This window comes from Peribacillus sp. B65 (genome assembly GCF_058513295.1).
On record NZ_CP195840.1, the window covers coordinates 3,026,340 to 3,050,373 of the forward strand.

At 40.9% G+C, this 24,034-nt stretch carries 22 protein-coding genes; 3 read left to right on the forward strand and 19 right to left on the reverse strand.

From position 1 onward, the window contains the following. Window positions 1-99: 99 nt before the first annotated feature. Window positions 100-1,932 carry a sigma-54-dependent Fis family transcriptional regulator gene (locus ACSR9O_RS14795; RefSeq protein ID WP_491724610.1) on the reverse strand — a complete coding sequence of 611 codons (1,833 nt, stop codon included), beginning with the start codon at window positions 1,930-1,932 and terminating at the stop codon, window positions 100-102. 121 nt (window positions 1,933-2,053) lie between these two features. Beyond that, a complete protein-coding gene (locus tag ACSR9O_RS14800) occupies window positions 2,054-2,206 on the reverse strand; it encodes a hypothetical protein (RefSeq protein ID WP_491724611.1) in 153 nt (50 codons plus the stop codon). Between the two features lie 241 nt (window positions 2,207-2,447). Between ACSR9O_RS14800 and ACSR9O_RS14805 the strand changes: the two genes are divergently transcribed. Continuing rightward, entirely contained in the window at window positions 2,448-3,929 is a 1,482-nt protein-coding gene (locus tag ACSR9O_RS14805) for an aldehyde dehydrogenase family protein (protein ID WP_241590872.1), read from the forward strand. A 189-nt stretch (window positions 3,930-4,118) separates the two neighbouring features. On the opposite strand, the gene ACSR9O_RS14810 is transcribed toward ACSR9O_RS14805, so the two are convergent. The 4 genes from ACSR9O_RS14810 to ACSR9O_RS14825 form a co-directional block, all read right to left on the reverse strand. Next, window positions 4,119-4,823 carry a TerC family protein gene (locus tag ACSR9O_RS14810; RefSeq protein ID WP_101225442.1) on the reverse strand — a complete coding sequence of 235 codons (705 nt, stop codon included), beginning with the start codon at window positions 4,821-4,823 and terminating at the stop codon, window positions 4,119-4,121. A gap of 322 nt (window positions 4,824-5,145) precedes the next feature. Further along, window positions 5,146-6,633 (reverse strand): tagaturonate reductase, encoded by a 1,488-nt coding sequence (locus ACSR9O_RS14815; protein ID WP_491724612.1) that lies wholly within the window; start codon window positions 6,631-6,633, stop codon window positions 5,146-5,148. A gap of 80 nt (window positions 6,634-6,713) precedes the next feature. Next, window positions 6,714-7,727, reverse strand: a complete 1,014-nt coding sequence (locus tag ACSR9O_RS14820; protein ID WP_491724613.1) for a zinc-binding alcohol dehydrogenase family protein — start codon at window positions 7,725-7,727, stop codon at window positions 6,714-6,716. A 45-nt stretch (window positions 7,728-7,772) separates the two neighbouring features. Beyond that, window positions 7,773-9,278 (reverse strand): UxaA family hydrolase, encoded by a 1,506-nt coding sequence (locus ACSR9O_RS14825; protein ID WP_491724614.1) that lies wholly within the window; start codon window positions 9,276-9,278, stop codon window positions 7,773-7,775. A gap of 194 nt (window positions 9,279-9,472) precedes the next feature. Here ACSR9O_RS14825 and ACSR9O_RS14830 point away from each other — a divergent pair, with 194 nt between their 5' ends. Beyond that, on the forward strand, window positions 9,473-10,339 hold the full coding sequence (locus ACSR9O_RS14830) for an AraC family transcriptional regulator (RefSeq protein WP_491724615.1): 867 nt from the start codon (window positions 9,473-9,475) through the stop codon (window positions 10,337-10,339). 68 nt (window positions 10,340-10,407) lie between these two features. Here ACSR9O_RS14830 and ACSR9O_RS14835 read toward each other — a convergent pair whose 3' ends face one another. The 8 genes from ACSR9O_RS14835 to ACSR9O_RS14870 form a co-directional block, all read right to left on the reverse strand. Continuing rightward, window positions 10,408-11,649: an MFS transporter gene (locus ACSR9O_RS14835; RefSeq protein ID WP_101225447.1), complete on the reverse strand. Its 1,242-nt coding sequence runs from the start codon at window positions 11,647-11,649 to the stop codon at window positions 10,408-10,410. 159 nt (window positions 11,650-11,808) lie between these two features. Next, window positions 11,809-12,810, reverse strand: coding sequence for a LacI family DNA-binding transcriptional regulator (locus tag ACSR9O_RS14840; protein WP_491724616.1), 1,002 nt, complete (start codon window positions 12,808-12,810; stop codon window positions 11,809-11,811). Window positions 12,811-12,996: 186 nt separating this feature from the next. Next, a complete protein-coding gene (locus ACSR9O_RS14845; protein ID WP_491724617.1) occupies window positions 12,997-13,833 on the reverse strand; it encodes an SDR family oxidoreductase in 837 nt (278 codons plus the stop codon). Then, entirely contained in the window at window positions 13,830-14,906 is a 1,077-nt protein-coding gene (gene uxuA / locus ACSR9O_RS14850) for a mannonate dehydratase (protein ID WP_101225450.1), read from the reverse strand. The genes ACSR9O_RS14845 and uxuA overlap by 4 nt, the downstream gene beginning before the upstream one ends. 12 nt (window positions 14,907-14,918) lie before the next feature. Beyond that, window positions 14,919-15,539, reverse strand: a complete 621-nt coding sequence (locus ACSR9O_RS14855; protein ID WP_101225451.1) for a bifunctional 2-keto-4-hydroxyglutarate aldolase/2-keto-3-deoxy-6-phosphogluconate aldolase — start codon at window positions 15,537-15,539, stop codon at window positions 14,919-14,921. A gap of 13 nt (window positions 15,540-15,552) precedes the next feature. Next, window positions 15,553-16,572, reverse strand: a complete 1,020-nt coding sequence (locus ACSR9O_RS14860; protein ID WP_101225452.1) for a zinc-binding alcohol dehydrogenase family protein — start codon at window positions 16,570-16,572, stop codon at window positions 15,553-15,555. 8 nt (window positions 16,573-16,580) lie between these two features. Continuing rightward, complete coding sequence (gene allD, locus ACSR9O_RS14865) at window positions 16,581-17,591, reverse strand: ureidoglycolate dehydrogenase (protein WP_101225453.1); 1,011 nt, start codon at window positions 17,589-17,591, stop codon at window positions 16,581-16,583. Window positions 17,592-17,617: 26 nt separating this feature from the next. Further along, on the reverse strand, window positions 17,618-18,574 hold the full coding sequence (locus ACSR9O_RS14870; RefSeq protein ID WP_101225454.1) for a sugar kinase: 957 nt from the start codon (window positions 18,572-18,574) through the stop codon (window positions 17,618-17,620). Between the two features lie 393 nt (window positions 18,575-18,967). Here ACSR9O_RS14870 and ACSR9O_RS14875 point away from each other — a divergent pair, with 393 nt between their 5' ends. Then, window positions 18,968-19,885 (forward strand): DMT family transporter, encoded by a 918-nt coding sequence (locus ACSR9O_RS14875; protein ID WP_101225455.1) that lies wholly within the window; start codon window positions 18,968-18,970, stop codon window positions 19,883-19,885. A gap of 380 nt (window positions 19,886-20,265) precedes the next feature. Here the strand turns inward: ACSR9O_RS14875 and ACSR9O_RS14880 are convergent, their stop codons facing one another. Genes ACSR9O_RS14880 through larE form a run of 5 tightly spaced genes read right to left on the reverse strand, consistent with a single transcriptional unit; the run spans window position 20,266 to window position 23,971 of the window. After that, window positions 20,266-20,904 carry a DUF4833 domain-containing protein gene (locus ACSR9O_RS14880; protein ID WP_260357778.1) on the reverse strand — a complete coding sequence of 213 codons (639 nt, stop codon included), beginning with the start codon at window positions 20,902-20,904 and terminating at the stop codon, window positions 20,266-20,268. Then, entirely contained in the window at window positions 20,901-21,377 is a 477-nt protein-coding gene (larC2, locus tag ACSR9O_RS14885) for a nickel pincer cofactor biosynthesis protein LarC2 (RefSeq protein WP_137017611.1), read from the reverse strand. The genes ACSR9O_RS14880 and larC2 overlap by 4 nt, the downstream gene beginning before the upstream one ends. Beyond that, window positions 21,374-22,408, reverse strand: coding sequence for a nickel pincer cofactor biosynthesis protein LarC (larC, locus tag ACSR9O_RS14890; protein ID WP_491724618.1), 1,035 nt, complete (start codon window positions 22,406-22,408; stop codon window positions 21,374-21,376). The genes larC2 and larC overlap by 4 nt, the downstream gene beginning before the upstream one ends. Beyond that, window positions 22,389-23,159, reverse strand: a complete 771-nt coding sequence (gene larB / locus ACSR9O_RS14895; protein WP_063593702.1) for a nickel pincer cofactor biosynthesis protein LarB — start codon at window positions 23,157-23,159, stop codon at window positions 22,389-22,391. Before larB ends, larC begins: the two co-directional genes overlap by 20 nt. Further along, window positions 23,156-23,971, reverse strand: a complete 816-nt coding sequence (larE, locus tag ACSR9O_RS14900) for an ATP-dependent sacrificial sulfur transferase LarE (protein WP_491724619.1) — start codon at window positions 23,969-23,971, stop codon at window positions 23,156-23,158. The genes larB and larE overlap by 4 nt, the downstream gene beginning before the upstream one ends. Between the last annotated feature and the right edge of the window lie 63 nt (window positions 23,972-24,034).

Sequence of the window (24,034 nt, forward strand, 5' to 3'; positions counted from 1 at the left end):
TATAGTTACTTGCGATAACAAAGAACCGACCAAATCAGGTCGGGAATCTGAAATTGTCATAAAAAGATCCTTCATATTTTTTTATATACTGTGAGTCTCTTACTTTTGAAAGTTGATTCCATACTTTTTCATTTTTCTATATAGCGTATTACGGCCGATGTCGAGTTGTTTCGCTGCGTTACTGATATTCCCATTTGTTCGTTCCAATGCATTCCTGATAAGTAGGGTTTCTTGTTCTTGAAAGTTTCTTGGTTCTCGATCGGCATTTGCCCCTTCCTCATGCGTCATGGAAGAAACAGGACAAAGTGCCGCAACCAATTCCCTAGTAATCGGGCCATTATCAGCTAGGAATGCAGCCTGTCCCAGCACATTTTGCAATTCACGGAAATTACCTGGCCACGAATATTCCAAAATGAATGTTTTAGCTTCGTCAGTTAGTTCGGTATGTTCGCTCTTATAAGGTAAATCCGTTAAAATATATTCTGCTAACAGCAATAAATCTTTACGACTCCTTAGATTTGGAAGTTTTAAAGACAATCCACAAAGACGGAAAAATAGATCTGCACGGAATTCCCCAGCTTCAATTCCTTTTTGTAAGTCTTTGTTGGTGGCGGCAATGACCCTTACATCGATTGGAATGGAAGCATGTCCTCCGACGCGCGTCACACATCGTTCCTGAAGCACACGGAGCAGAGTCGCTTGAGCTTTAAGCGGCATGTCCCCAATTTCATCCAAAAACAGGGTACCGCCATCTGCAGCTTCGAATTTCCCCTTATGCCCGCCGCTTTTTGCGCCAGTAAAGGCACCCTTTTCATATCCAAATAACTCACTTTCCAATAAGTTTTCGGGAATTGCGCTGCAATTGATGGCGATGAATGGTTTATCACTTCTTAAGCTAACCCCATGAATGGATTGAGCGAACAGTTCTTTTCCCGTTCCGCTCTCCCCAGTGATTAGCAGGCTGATATCAAGCGCTGCAGCTCTTTTAGCAATGGATATGGTTTGATTCATTTGCGGATCATTACTTATTATATCGGTAAATTGATAACGATTAGTTTTTAAACCATCAATCAATTTTTGTTTTTTTAACCTTACGATCATGGAGGATTGATGTTCTATATTTTTACCAAGGGTTTGAACCAGGAATTCCTGGTCCTTAATTGAAACCTTCTGTTCTAAAACAAGTGGGTCTGTACCTGATATTATATTCGATACTGGTTTTTCCATTGTGCCGATAACATGTGACGCCGCTATATTGAGATCTGTAACTTTTCCCTCTTTATCAAGGGTAATTAACGGATCAGGGTATGAATCATATATAAAATAAAGGTTTTTCTCCCTTTTTTGTGTATGTGACAATAAGAGTGCTTGTTTGATGCTATCAGCCACCCTCTGAACTAAACTAATGGAAAAAGGATGATAATTCTGTTGATGACTGCTTAAATTCAGAACACCAAGCAGATGCCCCTCAGGGTGATAAATGGGCGATGCGGCACAAGTAAGGAAATGGTTATCCTGATGAAAGTGTTGACTGCCATGAATTAGTACAGGGTTTTTCTCTACTATGGCTGTTCCTATCGCATTTGTTCCTTTTGATTCCTCTAGCCAATTAGCCCCTTTTCTTAGGGAAACATTATCTGCATGCCGAATGAAAGCTGGATCCCCAACTGTTTCAATGATATATCCTTCAGGAGCAGCAAGTAATAAAATGGACTCCAAACCATTAATCGAGCGATAAACTTCTTCTAAAATGGGAGAAGAATGGTACAGGAGTTCCGCATATCGATCGTGGTATTCGGCCAACTCGAATGCACCAAGCATATCTTCCCTATCCATCATGCTTGGCTGAAGTCCCTTCGAAATGCACCGCTGCCATGATTCTTGAATAAATGCCGGTACGGTTCCTTTATCCGAGCTTATATTAACAGACATTGAATAATCCTCCCGTATGTATAATCCAGTAAATCGGCCACTGTTTTTTATTCAATTTCATTAATGAAACTCTATGTAATCCAAAGTTTCAGAGCATTTAGGGTTCGTTCATTCAGTTTAATTATAACAGAAAATTCAGATACCAACCAAAATGAAAACGCATTATGCCAACTTCTAATCTTTTTTGTTCCATATTGGTACAACTTCCTGTTCCAATATGGAACAGTTTACCACCTTCCCATGTCCCTCCAGCATCTTCTTTAGCTGGTTTCATTGGTTTTTTGTTATGGCATAAGTCTTGCATAATTACATGTCGAGAAATTGATTCCTTATGATAAGGGGGGAAAGAATTCAAGTAATCCAGTTTTTAAAGATATTCAGACTTGCTGCAAGTCAGTCAATGAGAATAGTATCAAAAACATAAGATTATGCCTGATCCTTTTACTTAGAGGAACGCCATTGTCCGAACAAAACAAATATCGAACTTAAAATCCAAATGAAAAGGGGTATTATACATGGAACAAACTATTAAACTTAATCCGAGAGTGCAGGAATTCTTGAAGGGCACTAAAAAGCTTTTGATTAATGGGGAATTGGTGGAAGCTGCTTCAGGAAAAACCTTTGAGACCCTCGATCCTTCAAACGGCAAGGTTTTAGCGGTTGTGAGTGAAGCAGGTCCGGAAGATGTAGATAAAGCAGTCAAAGCAGCCCGTAAGGCTTTCGACAACGGTCCATGGAAAAAAATGAGTGCATCGGAACGCAGTCGCCTCATTTATAAATTAGCGGACCTCATGGAGGAACATAAAGAAGCGTTAGCACAATTGGATACCCTGGATAATGGCAAGCCGATTGGAGAAACCACCAATGCCGATGTCCCCCTTGCAATTGATCACTTCCGTTATTATGCTGGATGGACCACTAAGATAGTGGGACAAACAATACCTGTTGCTGGGAATTACTTCAATTATACCCGTCATGAAGCAGTCGGGGTGGTAGGGCAGATCATCCCTTGGAATTTCCCTTTACTTATGGCCGCATGGAAATTAGGCGCAGCCCTTGCAACCGGATGTACGATCGTTTTAAAACCAGCGGAGCAAACGCCGCTTTCAGCATTATATTTAGGTCAATTGGCGCTTGAAGCAGGTTTTCCTCCCGGCGTTCTCAATGTTATACCTGGATTTGGTGAAACAGCAGGGTCACCGCTTGTAGATCATCCTGATGTCGATAAAATTGCCTTTACTGGTTCAACCTCAGTAGGGAAAATGATCATGCGCCAAGCTTCGGGAACCGTGAAAAAAATCTCGTTGGAATTAGGCGGGAAATCACCTAATATCATTTTACCGGATGCAGATATGAGTAAAGCCATTCCTGGAGCTTTAATGGGCATCATGTTTAATCAAGGACAAGTTTGCTGTGCCGGTTCCCGCCTGTACATTCAAAAGAAATCCTATGATAACGTGGTAGCTGACTTAGTGTCCCATGCAAAAAACATTAAACAAGGGGCCGGTCTTGATCCATCTACCCAGATAGGTCCTTTGGTATCCAGTGAACAAATGGAAAGAGTCGGCGGTTATATTGAAAAAGGAAAGTCTGAAGGAGCTGAAGTGGTTACCGGGGGTAATTACGGACAAGGAGAAGGTTATTTTGTAACGCCTACAATATTTGCAGGCGTTGAAGACGAAATGACAATCGCTAAAGAGGAAATCTTCGGGCCTGTTGTAGCTGCGATGCCTTTTGACGATTTGGATGATGTGATAAACCGTGCAAATAACTCAGAATATGGATTAGCTGCAGGTTTATGGACACAGGATGTAAAAAAAGCCCATTATGTGGCTAATGAATTAAAAGCAGGTACAGTTTGGGTAAACTGCTATAACGCATTTGATGCAGCTTCCCCATTTGGCGGTTATAAACAAAGTGGAATCGGTCGGGAAATGGGCAGTTATGCTTTGGATAATTATACGGAAGTCAAAAGTGTATGGATTAACTTAAACTAATAAATAGGGTGAATGCTCCATATGCTCATTTGGCTAAGATATCATGATTGAAGTGCATGTTATCGTTTGCTAATTCGCAAAAGGATGTACCAAAGTGCGGACTTTGGTACATCCTTTTTCTTGTTTTGTACTTATATGGCATAGACAAAAAGAAGAGACCTTTCATTTCGAAAGGTCTCTTTGTATCAATTATCCATTACGTTCGATTTGCATTTTTTCTCTGTTTGCTTTTTCTTTTTCGATATTTTTCTGTCTTGAAATCCCGGCTACCAGGATTCCAATTACCACTATTGCTTCAAATCCATATTTAATGAAGGGATTTGCAAAGTAGTCGTGCATGAAAGGTTCAGCTACGATCATTTTAGAAGCTGTCCAGCCTAGTATTCCCGCACCAATTATTATGATGAATGGGAAGCGTTCGATCAGTTTCAGGATCAAAGTGCTTCCATACATCACTACTGGAATTGATACAAGTAAACCGATCACCACTAAAGTGAAGTTACCATGAGAAGCACCTGCAACAGCTAGGACATTGTCCAATCCCATCAATGCATCTGCAATAATGATGGTTTTTATAGCAGCCCACATAGAGTCTGCAGGCTTCACATCATGTTCTTCTTCATCGATAAGGAGCTTATAAGCAATCCATACAAGAAGTAATCCCCCTATTAAATGCAGTCCCGGCACCTCTAATAGCCAAACAACAAGCAGCGTTGCAATGATCCTTATCACAATTGCGCCGACCGCTCCCCATATTATCACCTTTTTTTGCTGTTCTTTTGGAAGCTTTCTTGCAGCCAATCCAATAAGGATCGCATTATCACCGGCTAGAACCAAATCTATCATAATGATCGCTAAAAGTCCTGAAATGAATTCACCTGTTAAAAAATCCAACACAAATTCCTCCTTTTTACAAAAATAAAGAGACCTCTGCCATAAATGGCAAAGGTCTCGCTAAGCACTAAATGAATTAGGCCAATAAAGCCGGTGGGATTCCCACGTAATGACGACTTTATTTCAGGTTATCCCTGACGCTACTCCCCTTCACGGGAATAAAGAATATGTAATTCTTTTAATATCTTTCCATTAGGAAACTACCAAGAAAAAATATCACTAATTCAGTATACCAAAAATACAAATAAAATAAAGAAAAAAATAATAGATAGTAATGTTATTCATGAACTTAACCTTGTCCAAATCCTTTCAACGGATAATTTCAGTCAATCATCCCTTCTAGATATTGGCATAATTCGTTTCCAAGGTTAGGGATACCGCTCAAATCCTTCCCCCATAGATATTGATTACTTAACGTTGCCTCTACCAATTGTCTAAGCGGGATTTCTTCCCTCTCAAAATGAAGCCATTGTTCCCTGAAAAATTCAATTGCCTTTATATCATCTCTAACGACATAGACTTTACCCGCAAAGCTTTTACCAATATAACTCCCCTTGGTTTCGTTAACCCTATAAAATCGGATCAGGCCCGAAAAACCTTTTACGATACAGTCGGGCAGCCTGCCTTTCGCCTTATGATATTCCTCCAAGGTAGGCAGGAGACGGGCCTTGAACTTCGAAATACTGTTCAGCGAGATATCGGCCAGGAGGTGATGTACAAAAGGATTCTTAAATCGCTCAAGAACACTTTCCCCATATTGCATCATCTCATTTTGATCAAAAGGTAATGAAGGAATTATTTCCTTTTCGATGGCATTGCTCAGAAATTGGCTGAATTCCGGATGATCGATTGCCTGTTTTACTTCTTCCAATCCAGATAAAATGCCTAAAGGAGCCAACAAGGTATGTGAACCATTAAGTATCCTTACCTTCCTCATTTGATAAGGTGTCAAATCTTTTACCCAATGCACATTTAAGCCGGATTGTTGTAAAGGAAGACGTTGATCAATACAAGGGTCACCTTCAATAGCCCATAAATGGTAGGGTTCTGCCGTATTTAGCAGAGTATCCTTGTATCCCCATTCAGCAAATAGGTTGTCCGACTCATTGGCTGGAAATCCTGTAACGATACGGTCTACAAGCGAGTTTAGGAATAGGTTGTCCCGGTCCACCCACTCCATGAATGGCTTTGGTAAATCCCAATCCCTGCTATGCTTAAGAACATATTGCTTCAATGAATCACCATTTCTCTCTAAAAGCTCACATGGAAGCATGATCAGTCCCTTTTTCGCATCCCCGTTGAAATGCAGATAACGATGATACAAAAAAGCAGTCAGCTTTCCTGGATAAGATTCAATCGGCTTTCCTTCTTCCAAAGGAATCGGCTGGTATTTGAGTCCTGCTTCAGTCGTGTTGGAAACTACAAATTCCAATTCAGGATTTTCTGATAGTGCTAAAAATTCCATCCATTCTTCATATGGATCAATTACCTTTGAAAAAACGGAAATGATCTCTGTATGTTCCACTTTCCCGCCTTGGTGAAAACCACGTAACATTAATGTATATAGTCCATCTTGCCGCTTTACTTCCTCTATTTTCCCTTTTCCGGCGGGGCGGGGCTGGGTAACTGCAATACTTCCCATGAAATGTCCTTGTTTATTACATTCATGAATCATCCAATCAAAGAAGCCTCGAAGAAAATTCCCCTCCCCTATTTGCAATACTTTCATGGGAAGTTCCATCATATGTGAATATTGGGCAGCGTTTGTATCTTTACTCAGATGCTTCAGTTGACTTTTATTTAGGTTCATGATCAAGGAACTCCTTTCTAATAGAAATATCCAATTCGGATTGCGTTTTATGTGGTTTCCTTATGACAGCGTACTAATGTTCATATTTCGACAATGGCCTTGATCACTTTAGCTTCAGGAGTTAACCAACCTTCAAACTGATTGATCATTTCATCCAAATGTGTGCGGTGGGTAATATACTGGCTCATATCCAACAAATCATTTTTCAGCGTATTCACGACATAATCAAAGTCATCCCTTGTTGCATTGCGGCTTCCCATTAATGTAAGCTCTTTACTGTGGAATTCAGGGTCATTAAAGGAAATATCCGCTTTAACTAAACCTACATAAATCAATCTTCCGCCGTGAGCAGGGTATTTAAATGAATCCATCATTGACTTAGCATTACCTGTCGCATCAAATACCACGCTTGGCATATCTCCATTCGTCAATTGGGCTAATTTCTCCATTGGATTCTCCAAAACATTCAAAGTATAATCGGCATTTGCCCATTTGCCGGCAAACACAAGGCGTTCATCATTTACATCCATTGCGATCACCTTAGCACCCTGTTCTTTAGCGAATGCCATGACTCCCAAGCCAATTGGCCCAGCACCAATTACAAGTGCAAATTCCCCTTTATGAATAGCAGCGCGTCTAACTGCGTGAGCCCCTATACTTAAAGGCTCTATCATTGCGGATTGGTCAAGTGTGAGACCCTCGGTTCTCACCAAATGATTATAAGGAACCGTTATCCACTCACTCATGCCGCCTTCAGCATGTACACCCAACACTTTCATATCCGTACAGCAATTCGTTTTTCCACTTCTGCAAGCCAGGCATTCTCCACATTCCATATAGGGGATGATCGATACTTGATCCCCGACATTAAGCCCAGATTCATTTTCCGGTATCGACTCAATAAAACCGGATAATTCATGGCCAAGTATTCGAGGATAGCTAAAAAAGGGTTGATTGCCTCCATAGGCATGAATATCCGTTCCGCATATACCTATGCGCCGCACACGAATCAAAGCTTCCCCTGAGTTTGGAACTGGTTTTTCCGACTGTATCATCTTAAATTCAAAAGGTTGTTCACAAACGATACTTTTCACTGAATAACACTCCTTTTTAATAACTTGATAGAAATTGTGTATGTATTAGAGAATGACTCCTTCTTTAAAGATGCTTATCTCCCTATATCCGAATTTTTCATTATTCGTTTTCTTTTTACCTGTTGAAAGCTCAAGAATGTAATGGAATAAATCGTCCTTTAATTCATCGATTTTTTGACCTTCTATCAACCGCCCGGCATTATAATCAATCCAGTGCTTTTTACGATCGGCTAAATCCGAATTCGTAGCTATTTTTACAGTAGGCACGGGTCCCCCAAACGGCGTTCCCCTTCCCGTAGTGAATAGAACGATATGTGCGCCGGCTGCTGCCAAAGCCGTCACCGAAATCAGGTCATTGCCAGGAGAATTGATTAAATTCAAACCATGCTTCTCTACTCGTTGTCCATATGGGCTTACATCCACTACAGTGGCATGGCCCCCTTTTTGTGTACATCCAAGTGATTTTTCCTCCAGTGTACTTATGCCGCCTTCCTTGTTTCCAGGTGAAGGGTTTTCATAAATTTCCTGATCATGGCGAATGAAATACTGTTTGAAATCATTAATAAGGCCAACGATTTTCTTAAAGGTTTCTTCATCCCTTGCCCTGTTCATCAATATCGTTTCCGCTCCAAACATCTCAGGAACCTCTGTCAATATCGTGGTCCCGCCACTTTCCACTATTAAGTCGGAAACCGCACCAACCAATGGATTAGCGGTAATGCCTGAAAAACCATCGGAACCACCGCACTTCAAGCCTATTTTCAACTTTGAAACTGGTACGGTCTGGCGCACGAACCTTTCCGCATATTCCACTAATTCCCCCATTAAACGTAAGCCGCTCTCCAATTCATCTTGAACCTCCTGAGCTTTTAAAAATTTAATCCGATTAGGAGGAAATTCGCCTATGGCTTCTTTAAATGCTTCGATTTGATTGTTCTCACACCCTAATCCTACAACTAAAACCCCTGCTGCATTTGGATGTTGAGCCAAGGCTGCCAATAGTTTCTGCGTATGGGTCAAATCATCTCCCAATTGAGAACAACCGTAGGGGTGGGAAAAGTGATGAATCCCATCGATTTGACGATCTTTAAACTGCTCATTGCCCATTTTAGCGAGAAGTTCACATGTTTTATTGATGCAGCCTACCGTATTGATTATCCAGATTTCATTCCGGATACCCACTTCCCCATTTTCACGGATATATCCTTGGAAGGTATGATTTTGACTTGGCTCATTTGTATCTTGAATGCTAGGTTGATAGGAATAATCCAATATACCATGCAAACCGGATGCTAGATTATGGGTGTGAACCCAATCGCCAATGGAGATATCTTCTTTAGCTTTTCCGATCGAGTAGCCAAATTTGATTACGTCCTCCCCTTGTTTAACCGGTTTCACTAACATTTTATGCCCTTTAGGAATGTCGTCATTTGCCTTGATATGGATCATTCCACTGTCTTCTGTTTGAATCTGGAAGCTCTGTCCTTTATGAATTCCCTCCAAGGAAATAACAACATCATCATTTGAATGCAATTGAACATATTTATTCATTTTGTCCCTCCTTATCATGAGTAAGACGTTCAGAACCAAACGTCAATTCATTCCGAAAGCCCTTTCATTTTTCCCTTGAATTTTTTAATTTTTAAATCTATTTTAATTTTAACATCAATTTATGAGATATAAATTGCGTTTTTTGCTATAAATATACTCATTCTTGTTGTATTATACTTTCAGGAGATGAACAAATGAAAAAAATTCATAATGCATTAAACCATGATTTACTCTTCCCATTCTCTTTTGTCTATCAAGATACGAAAAGTCCCCAGAATGAATTGTCCGATCATATGCATGACTATTATGAAATTGTTTATGTTTATAACGGTAAAGGGACCTTTTTTATTGGTGATGTGTTTTATGATATGCAGCAAGGGGATGTATTCCTGATCCCGAATAATACCATTCATAGGGCATTACCGAATAAGGACGACCCTGTCACCTCCACCATTATTTTTTTCAGTCCCACATTAATATATAAAGATGTGGTTGATGATTCTTTTTCATATTTACACTTGTTTGATCTGACAAAAAAGAGTAAGAATTACAAAATATCATTGCCGCAGAAGGAGCAAGTAAAGTTGGAGGAACAGCTACAGCTCATCCTGCAAGAAACAACTAGCCAATTAATAGGCTCAAGGCATGCTTGTTTGCTGATCGTTCATCAGATCATACTTGATTTATACCGTACCCGGATAAATGGCAAAGAGGATTTATCCGAGGGCAGCTATAGCTCAGAATGGATCAAAGATATTTTAATCTATATTAATGAACAAATTGATGAACCATTAACACTGACGGCACTTGCACAAAAAGCTTTGGTCAGTCCCGCTCACTTCAGCAGAGTTTTTAAGGAAACGACTGGAATCGGCTTAATCGTGTATCTAAACACGAAAAGAATCATCAAGGCAAAGGAACTTTTGCTGGAAACGAATCACACCATTGCCCATATTGCTGAAATGTGTGGTTTTGAAAGCATGCCCCAATTTTATCGTACCTTTAAGAAATACAATGAAAAGACACCAGCTACATTTCGAAAAGAAAATCGGCTTCGCTAGGCGTGCCTAATACAAATGAAAAATGGAAGTGTCTTCCATCTGGGAGACACTTCCATTCTAACAATCTATTACGCAGGCTTTACTATCGGTCGTACAAAACGGATGACTGCAAGCGATGCAACGATGGCCAATCCACCAGCAAGCAAGAATGCAACTGTGTATGTGCCTGAGGTATCGACAATGTATCCTGTTAACGTCGGTCCGATGATTCCTGCTGTATTTGCCAAGAAATGCATAAAACCTCCAACAGATCCAACATTACCAGGGTCTACGACATCGTTGACGATTGCCCAGTAAATGGCACCAGTCAAATATAGGAAGAAGACGGAAAGTGCTACAAGCGTTACCGCACTGACCGTCGTGGATACAAGTCCGGCAAAACCGATACATACTGCCGATAAGAACAAGCATGTTACAAGCACGAGTTTACGTGAGAATAAAACACCTTTTTGAGCGAATTTTTTAAAGAAGAAATCCGACACGAATCCACCCAAAGCAAGTCCGATGAATCCAAAGATCCAAGGAATCACTGTAATGATACTCATATTTTCCACACTTAGGCCGCGTGCATCCACCAAATAGCTTGGGAACCAAGTTAAGAAAAAGAAGAGAATATAGTTGTAGGAGAAAAAGGCTAGAGCTGTAAATAAAACAGTTTTTTGTTTTAAATAAAAGGTGAATTTCACCTTTCCTTCCGATGTTGCCGCTACATAAGATTTTCCTGTATGTTTCTGTTCTTTTGACTCTTGTGGTTTTTCTTTAACGAACTTCCACCAGCAAATCGCCCAAATAAGACCAATTATCATTATGGCAATGAAAGAAACTCTCCATCCATATGAGATGGCAATGAATCCAACTATTGGACCTGCGATTGCGCCACCAAGCGGAGTCCCGCTATTCGTCAGACCAACGACAGATGCCCGTTGATTTGACGGGAACCAGTTATTCACCATTTTATTGATGGTTGCTGAAAGAGGGCCTTCGCCCATCCCAAACAAGATGCGGATGACTATCATACTGGCAAAACCGACAGCAAGCACAAGTGCACCACTGAATAATGACCAAACGATCATTGCCACGAAAAGCGTAAGCTTTGCTCCCCATTTATCGGACGCCATTCCTCCAAGAAAGTTAAATACGGCATAACCAACTGAAAAGCTACTAAAGATAATTCCCATCTGTGTTGCTGTTAGGGATAAATCATCTTGGATGAACGGAGCTGCAATGGATAGTGCAGATCGGTCCAGATAGTTTATTACCCCTGCCAAGAACAAGAAAACGATAACCATTCCTCTACCATTTGAAAACATAAAGAACCCCCCTATACGTTTCTATAAATGCAGCAGCATTTTTGGAAACGTTTCCATTTAATAACCAAGAGTAAAACCTATATGACCCAAAAACTAAATCGGTTTAGAATTCCCGTAAAAAAAGCGCTTTCTTTTTCACAGGAATTCTTACATCCGAATCTAGCAAGAATTCCTTGAAAGCAAAGTCGGCTTCAAGCGATGGACGCTAGTATCCTCTTTTCCTGATTTATTGATTTGACTAAGCAGTAACTCTGCTGCCAAGTTTGCCATTTCAATGGCCGGCTGATTAACCGTTGTGATGGTCGGTGTATAGAAACTGGCATAAGGAACATCATCGATTCCTATGACCGCTATGTCATCAGGTATATTGATTTCGTGCTGTTTCATATAACGCAATACTTCATTAAGTACGATATCATTTCCTGCCAAAATGGCTTGAGGCGGCTTTTCCAATTCGAAAAATTCTGAAAGCGCAACCGGAATTTCATCTGCATTCACAGTTTTAATATATTCTGAATTGAATGGTATCCCATGTGACGCGAGAGAATCCTTGTACCCTTTGATCCGTTCGATTCGAGGACTGATATCGCGTATTATTGAAGTGGTTATGATTGCAATGTTTTCAAAACCCTTTTCAATAAACCGATCGACCGCTAACTTGGAAGCAAGGTGATTATCGAGCATGACTGTAGCAATATTCAATTCTTCGATCGTCCTATCCATGAAAACAATCGGGAATTGATCACTCTTCATACGTTGATATAAATCAAGATTGTCCCCTGTGGGGAAAATGATGATCCCATCCACTTGTTTAGCCCTTAGCATTTCAATATAATTCTTTTCCTTTTCAGGATTGTCATCTGCATTGCAAACGATAATGTGGAACCCTTGTTCATAAAAGTAGTTTTCTATAGCTCTAATAACTTGCGTTGAAAACGTGTGAAGGATATTGGCAACCACTACCCCAACGGTAAAAGTGGATTTTTGTTTTAAACTGCGCGCTATTATATTAGGCTGATAGTTTAACTCTTCTATTGTTTTTTCAATCTTTTTCCTTGTTTTTTCACTCATATATTCATAGCGTTTGTTCAGGTATTGGGAAACTGTGCTTTTTGATACTTTCGCGTGATTGGCGACATCAGTAATTGTAATGGTTTTCATTTCATTCATTCCTGTCGTGTGATTTCAATTTTTTCTGCCTAATACCAAAATGGCTTATATATAAGGAATATTCTATTATAATAAGTAAAGCTTTACAATCACCATCTGATGCAGTAAAAAGACAATTTCCCAACCCGTTGAACTAATTTAAACCTTAACTTGTTCGCCTTTTTATTGGACCTGGCTTCAGACGCCCGAATATGCCATGAAGCCCCCATCGACCGGTACCGTAATTCCTGTGACAAAGCCCGAATAGGATTCATCAACGAGCCAAAGCAATGTACCAAGTAAATCTTCAGGCTGCCCGAAACGCTTCATGGGTGTTGAAGTAATGATTTTATCAGACCTTGCCGTCAGACTGCCATCTTCATTAAGCAAAAGATCCCGATTTTGCTTCGTCAAAAAGAAACCTGGAGCAATGGCATTCACCCGTAAACCTTCTTCGGCAAAATGAACAGCCATCCACATGGTAAAATTATTTATCGAAGCTTTGGCGGCACTATATGCTGGTACTTTAGTCATTGGAGCGTAGGCGCTCATGGAAGATATATTTACGATAACTGGTGCTTCCACTTGCAATAATTCTTTTCCAAAAACCTGACTTGCCAAAAATGTACCGGTAAAATTACTGGCAAAAACTTGGGAGAAACCATCCTCATCCAGATCAAAAAATGATTTTCCTTCTGCTTCTTCCCCATATTTCTCTGGAGCAGTAATGGCATCAGGATGATTGCCACCCGCTCCATTTATTAATAGATTCACTCTTCCGAACGTATCAATTATTTTCCCTCTTGCATCCTCCAATGAGGTTCTATTCAAAACATCTGCCGCGATTGATATCGCAGTTCCCCCTGCTTGTTCAATGAGTTCGACCACTTCTTGACCTTTTTCTGCCGTTCTGTTCAATATAGCTATCTTGACACCATGACGGGCCAATTCCACAGCCATTTTGGAACATAAAACACCGCTGCCCCCAGTGATGACTGCCACCCTGTTCGTTAAGTTTTCATGTATGGGGATCATGATTCCCCACCTGATTTACCAGCTTCATATGCATCCCATAATCCGAGCAAATACATGATTCCCAATGCTCGGTCATATAAACCGTATCCAGGGCGGCAATCTTCACCCCATATATGGCGGCCATGATCCGGTCTGACATAACCAGTATAATTTTGCTTATTCAATTCTTCCACGACGCCCTGTATATTGATGGATCCATCCTGGGTATGATGGGATGTTTCCACAAAGTCGCCATTTTCATAAATCTTCACATTTCTTATATGGGAGAAAGGCGAACGGTTTGCATACTTTTTAGCCACTTGGACCATATCATTTTCAGGGTTTGCCCCCATCGAGCCTGTACACATGGTGAACGCATTCGACGGTGAATCCGAAATCGAGATCAGTTTTTCATAGCTCGACTCTCCGGTGATGATTCTTGGCAAGCCAAAAATGGACCATGGCGGATCATCCGGGTGTATTGCCATTTTTATACCGCAAGCCTCGGCAACAGGTAATATTTCTTTTAGGAATATTTCAAGATTCGCCCACAGCTGCTCTTCGTCCACAGTTTTGTAAGCTTCGAATAATTCAGAGATTTGATCCATCTTTTCTGGTTCCCAACCTGGTAAAGTTAAATCTGAGGCTTCCGTTACCGTACGAATTAAATCTTGTGGATCTAACGTATCCACTTTCGCCTTTTCATAAAACAGGGCAGTTGAGCCATCTTCCAAAGGATGGAACATTTCAGTCCGAGTCCAATCAAAAATCGGCATGAAGTTATAACAAATGACTTTCACTCCAGCTTCCGAAAGATTCCGGATCGTCTCTTTGTATTTCTCTATATATATCATGCGATCTTCGTTACCCAATTTAATCGATTCATGGACATTTACACTTTCTACGACATCCGTGTGAAAACCAAATGATTGGATATACTCGATTTCTTTTTTAATTTCTTCCTTTTCCCATACCTCACCAACAGGTTTTTGGTGAAGTGCCCAGACGATCCCTTTCACTCCAGGAATCTGTTTAATGTGCTCCAATGAAACGGTATCATTGTCTTTCCCGTACCATCTAAATGTAATGTTCATCATGCACCTCCGTCATTCCGCAATTTTCTGCATGTATTTTCTGCTTAACTCCACTGCGGCCTCATAGCCGCCATTCTGATAGGCTTTGTTCAAGTCACTGCCGATACCGATTGCTACCGCGCCTGCATTAAGCCAGTCCTTCATGTTATCTAAATTTATTCCGCCAGTTGGCATGATCCTTACATTAGGCAGTGGTCCATTAACCGACTTGATGAAAGAAGGTTCGAAATGGTTTGCCGGAAATAACTTTAAAACATCACAACCTGCTTCCAATGATGTAGCCATTTCTCTAATTGTCATGCAACCAGGCATATAGGGAATGCCGTATCGATTACATAGTTCGGCTACTCCATTGACAAAATAGGGACTGACGATAAAATTGGCGCCAGCTAAAATCGCATGTCGTGCCGTTTCAGAATCAAGTACAGAGCCTGCCCCTAAGAGTGCTTCCGTATTTTGCAGTTCTTTGAAAGCTTCTTCAATTCCCGGTGTTGTATAAGTCAATTCGATTGCCCGAACACCTCCTTCTACAGCAGCGTTAGACAGCTGTACCGCCTCTTTTGCATCCTGTCCCCGGATAACAGCTACAACTTTCGTTTCCGTTATTTGATGTATGATTGAGTGTTTATCCATGACTCCTACCCCCTTAATTAAAAACGATGATCGCTTTTCGAACTTGTTCGGGATGATTTTCAACAAAATTAAATGCTTCCTGGATATCATCGAGCGAAAATGTATGGGTGACTAAACCTTCATGTCTGAGTTTGCCTTCATTCAAAAGCTTAACCACTTTTGGAAACTGGTCGGTTTGCAATCTAGATCCTTTCACAGATACTTCCTTTTTAGTGATTGGAAGCTGGGAAATAGCTGAAGGACGTTCATCAAAACCGAGTACGACAATCCGCCCGGCCGTTGACACTACATCAAAGGACAATTCAAAGGTCATCGGCAAGCATACTGCATCAATGACGACGTTGGCCCCTTCCCCATTCGTCCATTCTTCCACTCGTTTTTGAACATCTTCCTTTCCCGCATGTACAGTGATATCAGCGCCGCTTTCTTTAGCGAATTCCAAACGCTCATCACTTAAATCCGTGATCATCACAGATGCTCCTTGAAGCTTTGCCATCTTTAAAATGCATATCCCAATAGGTCCAGCTCCCTGGATTAGCACGGTTTCCCCTTCCTCGACTTCGCCTCTCCAAACGGCCTGTGCTCCAATTGTGTATGGCTCCGCCAATACTATTTCATCCCAAGCTAAAGCGGAATCCACAACATGTAATTGTTTCTCGGGAAGGACGAACCATTCCCTCAACCCACCATCTTCATGCACGCCAAAAACGGAAAGTTTTTCACAAACATTTTGGCGTCCTTTGCGGCAGGCGTAACACTCACCGCAATAACTGATGGGCTCAATAACAACGTGGTCCCCAACTTTTATGCCCGCGACGCCTTGACCTATCTCCACAACTTCTCCCGCTACTTCATGCCCAACGACCCGCGGCAAAGTTGCAAGAGGATTGGTGCCATGGTAAATATGCATATCCGATCCGCAAATCCCGACTCTTTTTACTTTTACAAGGACATCCGTCGAGTTCGAAATCCGTGGTTTTTCAACTTCTTGAATGATAAGTTCATGAGCTTTACGTACTTGAACCGCTTTCATTTCCCCACCTACTTTGTAAGAAATTCATAAACACTTGATGCTATCGTAATTCCTTGTTTCAGGTTTTTTTCTTCATTGATTTGTTCAATCTCACCCGGTACATATACGCGATCGAACCCTGGAGCAGGTTCAACCTGTTGCAGCTCTTCGATCATTTGATCCATTTGCTCTAGAAATATATCAGTATCCGTAAAGAACGAAGGATTAATTACACAAAAATAATGTCCCAGCTTCCGTTTCTTATCAAGATCGTCATACATTTTCCCAATGTGCGGGCCAAATGCCGCACCGGCCAATAATCCAGAAAACACATCTACAATTACGGATAGGCCATAGCCTTTCGGGCCTCCGAAAGTGGAAAGGGAAACGACTTTATTCGGGTCTGTGACCGTAGCTCCATTTTCATCCACTCCCCACCCTTCAGGGATTTCCTTTCCCTCTTCCCGTGCCTGGAGGATTTTCCCCAGTGCAACATTGGAAGTTGCCATATCAAGTATAAAGGGTTTCTTCGTTTTGGCAGGAACTCCGTAAGCGATTGGGTTGGTACCAAGAAAAGAAGTTTTCCCTCCGAATGGGACCACAATTTTATCGGTATGTGACATTGCGATTCCAATCAACTTTGCTTCAGCGGCTTTTTGAACGAAATAGCTTAGTGCTCCGCAATGGCTGCTATTAAAAACAGTCACCATGCCCACGCCATTATCTCTGGCCATTTCGATCGCATGGTCCATGGCCACGTCGCTGATCACATGACCAAATCCATCATCTCCATCAACTACACCGGTAACGGGTCCTGTCTTTTGAAAGGAAATCTGTGCATCGGGATTTATTCCTCCTGCCTGTAAACGGTTCACATAATGCTCTGTTCGTAAAACACCATGGGAATTGACATTTCTAAGATCGGCATGAACCAATACTTCCGCGATTTTCCCGGCATTTTCTTCATTTAAACCCACTTTGGTCAGCTGTTGTATGACTAATCGTTTTGCTTCCTCCGCTTGAATCGTTACTGTTGCCATTTCATTCCCTCGTTTCTTTCAGTCATCTATCTTTCTATAACGGCCTCATTCTGTATGAAAGGCATTACTTCATCCAAATACGGTAATCCTTCATTGTCCCCAGCAACAGTTGTGACAAGAGCTCCTACACCATTTGCGAATGTTAATCTTTCATCAATGGATAAGCCATGAAGATATCCGTAAATATAGCCGGCATCATAACCATCTCCCGCTCCAACAGTGTCCAGGGGTATAACAGGGAAGGCTTCTTTTTCATGCCATTCATTTTTGGTATATAGTTTTGAACCATGTTTCCCGTCCTTGATGACAAGTTGATCAATGTCATTCACCTTCGCGAATTTTGCCAAAGATTCTTTTGAGTCAGTTCCGATGATCAATCTTATTTCATCCAAACCTGTAAGCAAAATATCAACATATGGAAAAATATCATAATAAACTGATCTTGCTTCCTCGATTGACCATAGCTTTAAGCGAATATTCGGATCAAAGGAAACAGGTATATTTTTTTGTTTTGCAATGTCCATTACCCTCTTGGCAATATCCACATTTTGGGGATCTATAGCCAAAAATACTCCAGTAAGATGGACTATATCAATCTCTTCAAACATCTTTTCTGTTATATCTTCCGGTTTTAAAGTTAAAATCGGAGATTGATAGCGGTAATAAAATGTCTTTCCGGATCCATCTTCCCGGATTTCTTTAAAGTTAAGGGATGTTGGATATCCATTTACAAAGGCAACATCACTCATGTCCACGCCTTCCCCACGAGCGAAATTATAGATAACTCTGCCGAACTCGTCCTTGCCTAAACGACTTATCCATTTTGCCCGCATGCCTAGCCTTGCACAGCCAATTGCAAAATTCAGTTCTGCGCCTCCTACTTTTCGCTCAAAACGGGTTACGAATCTTAAAGGTCCTGTTTCTTCCGGATTTAGCGTAATCATGGCGTCGCCCAGCGTTAAAACACCATATTTTGATGACAATACAGTACCTCCTTCTTTCGAACAATCACAAATAAAAAGAAAAACATTTGATCATATCACTTTCATTAAGCTTTATTGCTAAATCGATTTAGTTAATTACTAAACCGGTTTGGTAAATCATAAGGAAATTGTAAATGAAAACCCTACCAAAAACAATAGAAAAGTTAGATAATTTGTAATTTTATTTTTATTTGATTATATTTCAGCTAAATTTATGATAAAAAACCATATTAAGGTAAATCAGAAGGGGTTATTTCTTCCCTCTTTTTTTAATGATTAAGAGCTTCTGATTTTTCATCCTTGGGCTTTCAATCAAATTTTACTCTTTGCTATTAATTTAGTGAAAGTTGTATAATATATCAATTGTTAAATAAGTTTGAAAGGTTGTTTGGAATGAGTTTTTTGAAAATATACATCTTACTTACCGGAATAATGATCACGTGGGGGTTAAATGTCTCAGTTATTAAAATTTTAGTAGCGCATACGCAGCCAGTAACGATCACTTCATTGAGAATTTTTACTGCTTCTCTTATCGTCATTATTATTCTTTTCTTCTTTGGATTAATACGTCTTCCTAAAAAAAGTGAACTTCTTTACGTTTTTGGAGGAGCACTTTTGAGTGTCGTTTTTCATCATTATTTTTTAGCTGAGGGATTGACGAAGACTTCAGCCTCGAATGCTGGACTGATTCTGGGCATGGGGCCAATATTGACTGTCATCTTGACCATGATATTCTTTCGTAAAAAGCCCACTTTAATCCGGCTTCTTGGCTTTATATGCGGTGCTCTGGGCGTGAGTTTTACCGTTATGGCAGGAAGTGGAGGACTTCATTCTATTAATCTGGGAGATGTGGATATTCTCCTTTCCATTCTTTCACAGGCACTGAGTTTCATACTCATTAATAAAGCCTCAAAAACAATGGATCCACGATTATTAACCGGCTACATGATGCTTATCGGGTCTTTTATTCTTTTTGCCATCAGCTTATGGAAGGAACCAGAGGGCTTATCTTCACTGGCAACGGCACCGCCATCCATCTGGGGAGCTTTCTTGTTCTCCGCTATTTTTGCCACTGCCCTTGGGCACATGAGCTATAATTATGCCATTGGTAAGGTAGGCGCAGCCGAATCATCGATATTTCTTAACTTAAACACCTTATTCTCTTTGTTAGGGGCAGCATTTTTCCTTAATGAAGCCATAGTTCCTGCACATTTCATTGGACTTATATTCATTGTTTCAGGAGTATTGCTTGGCTCCGGTGCAATAGAAATATGGATTCTTCAACGGAAAAATAAACGCATTTCTGCCTAACGGCTACAGCAAAACCTAGATTTCGTGACTTTCTATATAAAAATACTAACAGATCCTACGACACTGCCATTCTTAAAAAAATGGCTTAGCAGTGTCATGGGGTCTTATTTTTATTGTCCATCCCTTCTTCCAACTACAAATAATTGCAGAATAGGAGATTCATATCCATTACAATATACCCAGAAATTTGCTTGGACATGTCCATTGAAGTGTGCCCATTAAGACAAGCCTTTTTGTCAGTTGTGGCCCTTTTCTTTCTGAGAAACCTCCTAGAAGACATATTGTCTACTTAATATTGGTTTTGATGAATTAATAAAAATAAAAGAGACTGTCCATGGGTTACAGACAGCCTGAGATTTCAGTCATGCTTATAAAATAAATCAATTAGCCCAGAGCGCAAACAAACCTTCTGTTACACCCAATTTGTATATATAATAAAGTCCGAATGAAAAACTTATAGCTCCCGCCAGCTTGATGAAGATTCGGTTTAAAACGATGTCCTTTCCATTCAAAGCAAACGGTATGCCTAGTAAAGTTGTAAAGCACAGCATGCCAATAATGGTTCCCGCGCCAAATATTATTATATAGATGGACCCTTGGCCTATTCCGGTTACGGTCGACATCGTTAGAATGACCATTGCGGCACTGCCCGCGAGACCATGGACGAACCCAATTAAAGCAGATACCAAAAAAGGGCGAAATCTATCTTTGTCGTTCGTGATATTAGGGCTAGCTTTAAATAAACTTTTCGCCCCTAGCATAACAAGCATAATGCCAACACCGAATTCCAGCGTCATGCTTAACGACTCTGGAATCTCCCCTTTCATCCAAATGAACATCATACCTATAAGAAACAGCGTACATGTATGGCCTATACCCCAATACACCCCCGTTAGAGTGGAACGCGATAATTTTTTCGTATTTCCTGCCGTGGTTGCTACCGCAATAACATGATCCGGCTCTAACGAATGCTTTATCCCTAATATGAATCCAAATGTAAGAATCGACACCAAACTCATTTCTCTACCACCTCCCCGAGACACTTCCACACTTCTTCATACACCCTTTTAAGAGGTATATTGTTCTGTACGGCAATTTTACGGCAATCTTCATATTCAGGTGCCTGCTGCAAGGTCAATCCCTCATGAATCCCTCTCTTCATCGTCACTTCCCCCCATTGAGTATTCACATTGAAAAAAGAGCGCTCAAGCCGGTGCACGGTAAGAGGGTAGTAGCGAATACCGAGAGTCGTCGTTTCAGCAAATAATATCTTCTTCATTTTCGAAATCACCTGCTGTGAACAGAGAAGTTGCAATAATACCCCCGGTCGATTTTTTTTCATAAAGATTGGTGTATAAAATACATCATTTGCTCCTGATTCAAACAACAAATCCATTACATGCCCAAGCCATTCACCGGAAATATCATCTAAATTCACTTCCATTTTCACCATTTGTTCATCAAGATGCTCATGATCAGGTGGGCGCTTCATTGGATCTCCCCTATAATAATGCGTAGGACGTTCGGATGATTTTCGAATGTTTTTGTTCCCGCACCATAGCCAATCGATTCGACAGTCATGGGTGGAAGCGAGCCGAAATTTCCAGCTAAAACCGCAGCGATGGCAGCACCGGTCGGCGTTGCTAATTCAGAACGAATATCGTTTGAGGCAATCGGTACCCCCTTTAATATTTCAAGAGTGGCAGGTGCAGGAACAGGATATATTCCGTGATCAATATGTATATGTCCAGATCCCGTTGGAATGGCTGATGACTGAACTGATTCAATACCTAGCTGATCGATTAAAATTGCAGCCCCGATTATATCTATTATTGAGTCTACCGCTCCCACCTCGTGAAAGTGAACTTTATCAAGAGGAAGCCCGTGTATGTGCCCTTCCGCTTCACCAATCTTCTTAAAAATGGCGAGTGACATGTTTGTTACCGATTCATTAAAGTTCGCCTCATTGATAGCTTCTACAATTTGTTTGTAGGTACGGCTGCCGTGATGGTTGTGAGGTACATGTTTATGGTTGTGTTCATGTCCATGACTGTGTTCATGTTCATGGCTATGGTTGTGTTCTTGTCCATGGTTGTGCTCATGTCCATGACTGTGTTCTTGTCCATGACTGTGTTCTTGTCCATGACTGTGACTGTGTCCATGACTGTGACTGTGTCCATGACTGTGACTGTGTCCATGACTGTGACTGTGTCCATGACTTTGTTCATGTCCATGACGGTGTTCTTGTCCATGACGGTGTCCTTGTCCATGATGGTGTTCTTGTCCATGGCTGTGGCTATGTTCATGTGTTTGCTCTGATTTTCTGGTAAGAATGACATCAAATTTAGTACTCGTAATGCCATTTTTGACGACCTTCCCCCATGACAGATTATATTCTTCATCTATGTTCAGCTTTTTTAACTCTTCTTCCATTTGTACAGGGTCTGCACCTGCATCAATCAACGCACCAATAACCATATCTCCGCTTATGCCGGAAAAGCAGTCAAAATATAAAGTCCTCATCACAATTGACCTCCTTTTTATGTACGAGTTTGTATATAATGGCTGCATTGTAGGCTGCACCAAATCCATTATCTATGTTCACCACACTTACACCCGACGCACAGGAATTGAGCATCGATAAAAGTGCCGATAAACCGTTAAAATTAGCACCGTAACCAATACTTGTCGGCACAGCAATAATTGGATTCGTAACAAGGCCTCCTAACACACTTGGAAGTGCCCCTTCCATCCCCGCAACACAAACTGATACCGTAGCCCCTCGTATCTCGTCAATATTATCAAGAAGGCGGTGCAGTCCAGCAACACCTACATCGTATATACGTCTTACTGGAATACCTAGAGTTTCGGCCGTCACGGCAGCTTCTTCAGCAACGGACAAATCTGATGTCCCGGCGCACACAATTGCAATATATGAATCAACGGATTTCGGCTTTTCTTTAACCCAAGCAAGTGTCCGTGCAATCTCGTTATACTCAAAATCACTACATTCTTTTTGTACAAATACCGCTTTTTCCCGAGAAATACGAGTCACAAGCACAGAATCATTCCTTGTCCGCAGCGATTGGACAATCGTTAAAATTTGTTCAGCTGTTTTCCCTTCCCCAAACACAATTTCGGGAAAGCCTTGTCTCCTTTTACGATGATGATCGATTTTTACAAACCCTAAATTTTCATAGGATGCAAGTTTTCCCTTCGCTTCCGCAACTGTCAATGAACCCTTTTGAACCTGCTCCAAAATATCGTCAATCATAACATTTCTTCCTTTTTAAGCGCTATATTCATACTTCCGCTTGTATAGCCTGTGAGATCCATTGATACATACTTATAACCAAATTGCTTCAGCCGTTTCGTGATCGCCACATGGTATTGAAGCACTCGCGGCATATCATCGGGTTCAACTTCAATTCGGGCAGTATCCTCATGGGTCCTGACTCTTACCTGATGAATATCCAGTGATTTTATGTAAGCCTCTGATTTATCAACTTTGGTCAATTTTTCCTTCGTAATGATATCGCCATATGCTATTCGTGAGGATAGGCAAGCAAATGACGGTTTATCCCAGGTTGGCAATCCGGCTTGCTTGGACAATACTCTTATTTCTTCTTTGAATAAATCGGCTTCTAGAAGAGGTCCCCTGATTCCTTTTTCTTTAGCTGCTTTCATGCCTGGACGAAATTCGTTAGCATCATCAGCGATAACTCCATAAATAATATTATTAAATTCATATTCTTCAAGAATAGGAAGCAGATGGTCAAATAAACTACTTTTACAAAAGTAACAGCGATTCTGATTATTTTCTTTATATCCAGGAATGGCCAACTCCGAAGTTTGAATGACACGATGGTTGGCACCAATCCATTTTGTTAGCATAATGGCTTCATTCAATTCACTCGACGGATAGGTTTCCGAATCTGCTGTAATGGCTAACACATTATCATAACCCAGAGTATCAATAGCGACTTTTAGCAAAAACGTGCTATCCACCCCTCCTGAAAAAGCGACCACAACCGACTCCATTTTTTGGAGAATACCCTGCAGATTACTGTACTTTTCTAGTAACATAGCACTTTTCCCCTTTCTGGTTTGTCTTTAATTTAATTTCCAGCGGCTATTGAATTGATATGA

Coding starts and splice junctions, on each gene's coding strand:
- ACSR9O_RS14795 (WP_491724610.1), bottom strand. CDS start 1,932: ATGTCTGTTAATATAAGCTCGGATAAAGGAACCGTACCGGCATTTATT.
- ACSR9O_RS14800 (WP_491724611.1), bottom strand. CDS start 2,206: ATGAAACCAGCTAAAGAAGATGCTGGAGGGACATGGGAAGGTGGTAAA.
- ACSR9O_RS14805 (WP_241590872.1), top strand. CDS start 2,448: ATGGAACAAACTATTAAACTTAATCCGAGAGTGCAGGAATTCTTGAAG.
- ACSR9O_RS14815 (WP_491724612.1), bottom strand. CDS start 6,633: ATGAACCTAAATAAAAGTCAACTGAAGCATCTGAGTAAAGATACAAAC.
- ACSR9O_RS14825 (WP_491724614.1), bottom strand. CDS start 9,278: ATGAATAAATATGTTCAATTGCATTCAAATGATGATGTTGTTATTTCC.
- ACSR9O_RS14830 (WP_491724615.1), top strand. CDS start 9,473: ATGAAAAAAATTCATAATGCATTAAACCATGATTTACTCTTCCCATTC.
- ACSR9O_RS14835 (WP_101225447.1), bottom strand. CDS start 11,649: ATGTTTTCAAATGGTAGAGGAATGGTTATCGTTTTCTTGTTCTTGGCA.
- ACSR9O_RS14840 (WP_491724616.1), bottom strand. CDS start 12,810: ATGAAAACCATTACAATTACTGATGTCGCCAATCACGCGAAAGTATCA.
- ACSR9O_RS14845 (WP_491724617.1), bottom strand. CDS start 13,833: ATGATCCCCATACATGAAAACTTAACGAACAGGGTGGCAGTCATCACT.
- uxuA (WP_101225450.1), bottom strand. CDS start 14,906: ATGAACATTACATTTAGATGGTACGGGAAAGACAATGATACCGTTTCA.
- ACSR9O_RS14855 (WP_101225451.1), bottom strand. CDS start 15,539: ATGGATAAACACTCAATCATACATCAAATAACGGAAACGAAAGTTGTA.
- ACSR9O_RS14860 (WP_101225452.1), bottom strand. CDS start 16,572: ATGAAAGCGGTTCAAGTACGTAAAGCTCATGAACTTATCATTCAAGAA.
- allD (WP_101225453.1), bottom strand. CDS start 17,591: ATGGCAACAGTAACGATTCAAGCGGAGGAAGCAAAACGATTAGTCATA.
- ACSR9O_RS14875 (WP_101225455.1), top strand. CDS start 18,968: ATGAGTTTTTTGAAAATATACATCTTACTTACCGGAATAATGATCACG.
- ACSR9O_RS14880 (WP_260357778.1), bottom strand. CDS start 20,904: ATGAGTTTGGTGTCGATTCTTACATTTGGATTCATATTAGGGATAAAG.
- larC2 (WP_137017611.1), bottom strand. CDS start 21,377: ATGAAGCGCCCACCTGATCATGAGCATCTTGATGAACAAATGGTGAAA.
- larC (WP_491724618.1), bottom strand. CDS start 22,408: ATGAGGACTTTATATTTTGACTGCTTTTCCGGCATAAGCGGAGATATG.
- larB (WP_063593702.1), bottom strand. CDS start 23,159: ATGATTGACGATATTTTGGAGCAGGTTCAAAAGGGTTCATTGACAGTT.
- larE (WP_491724619.1), bottom strand. CDS start 23,971: ATGTTACTAGAAAAGTACAGTAATCTGCAGGGTATTCTCCAAAAAATG.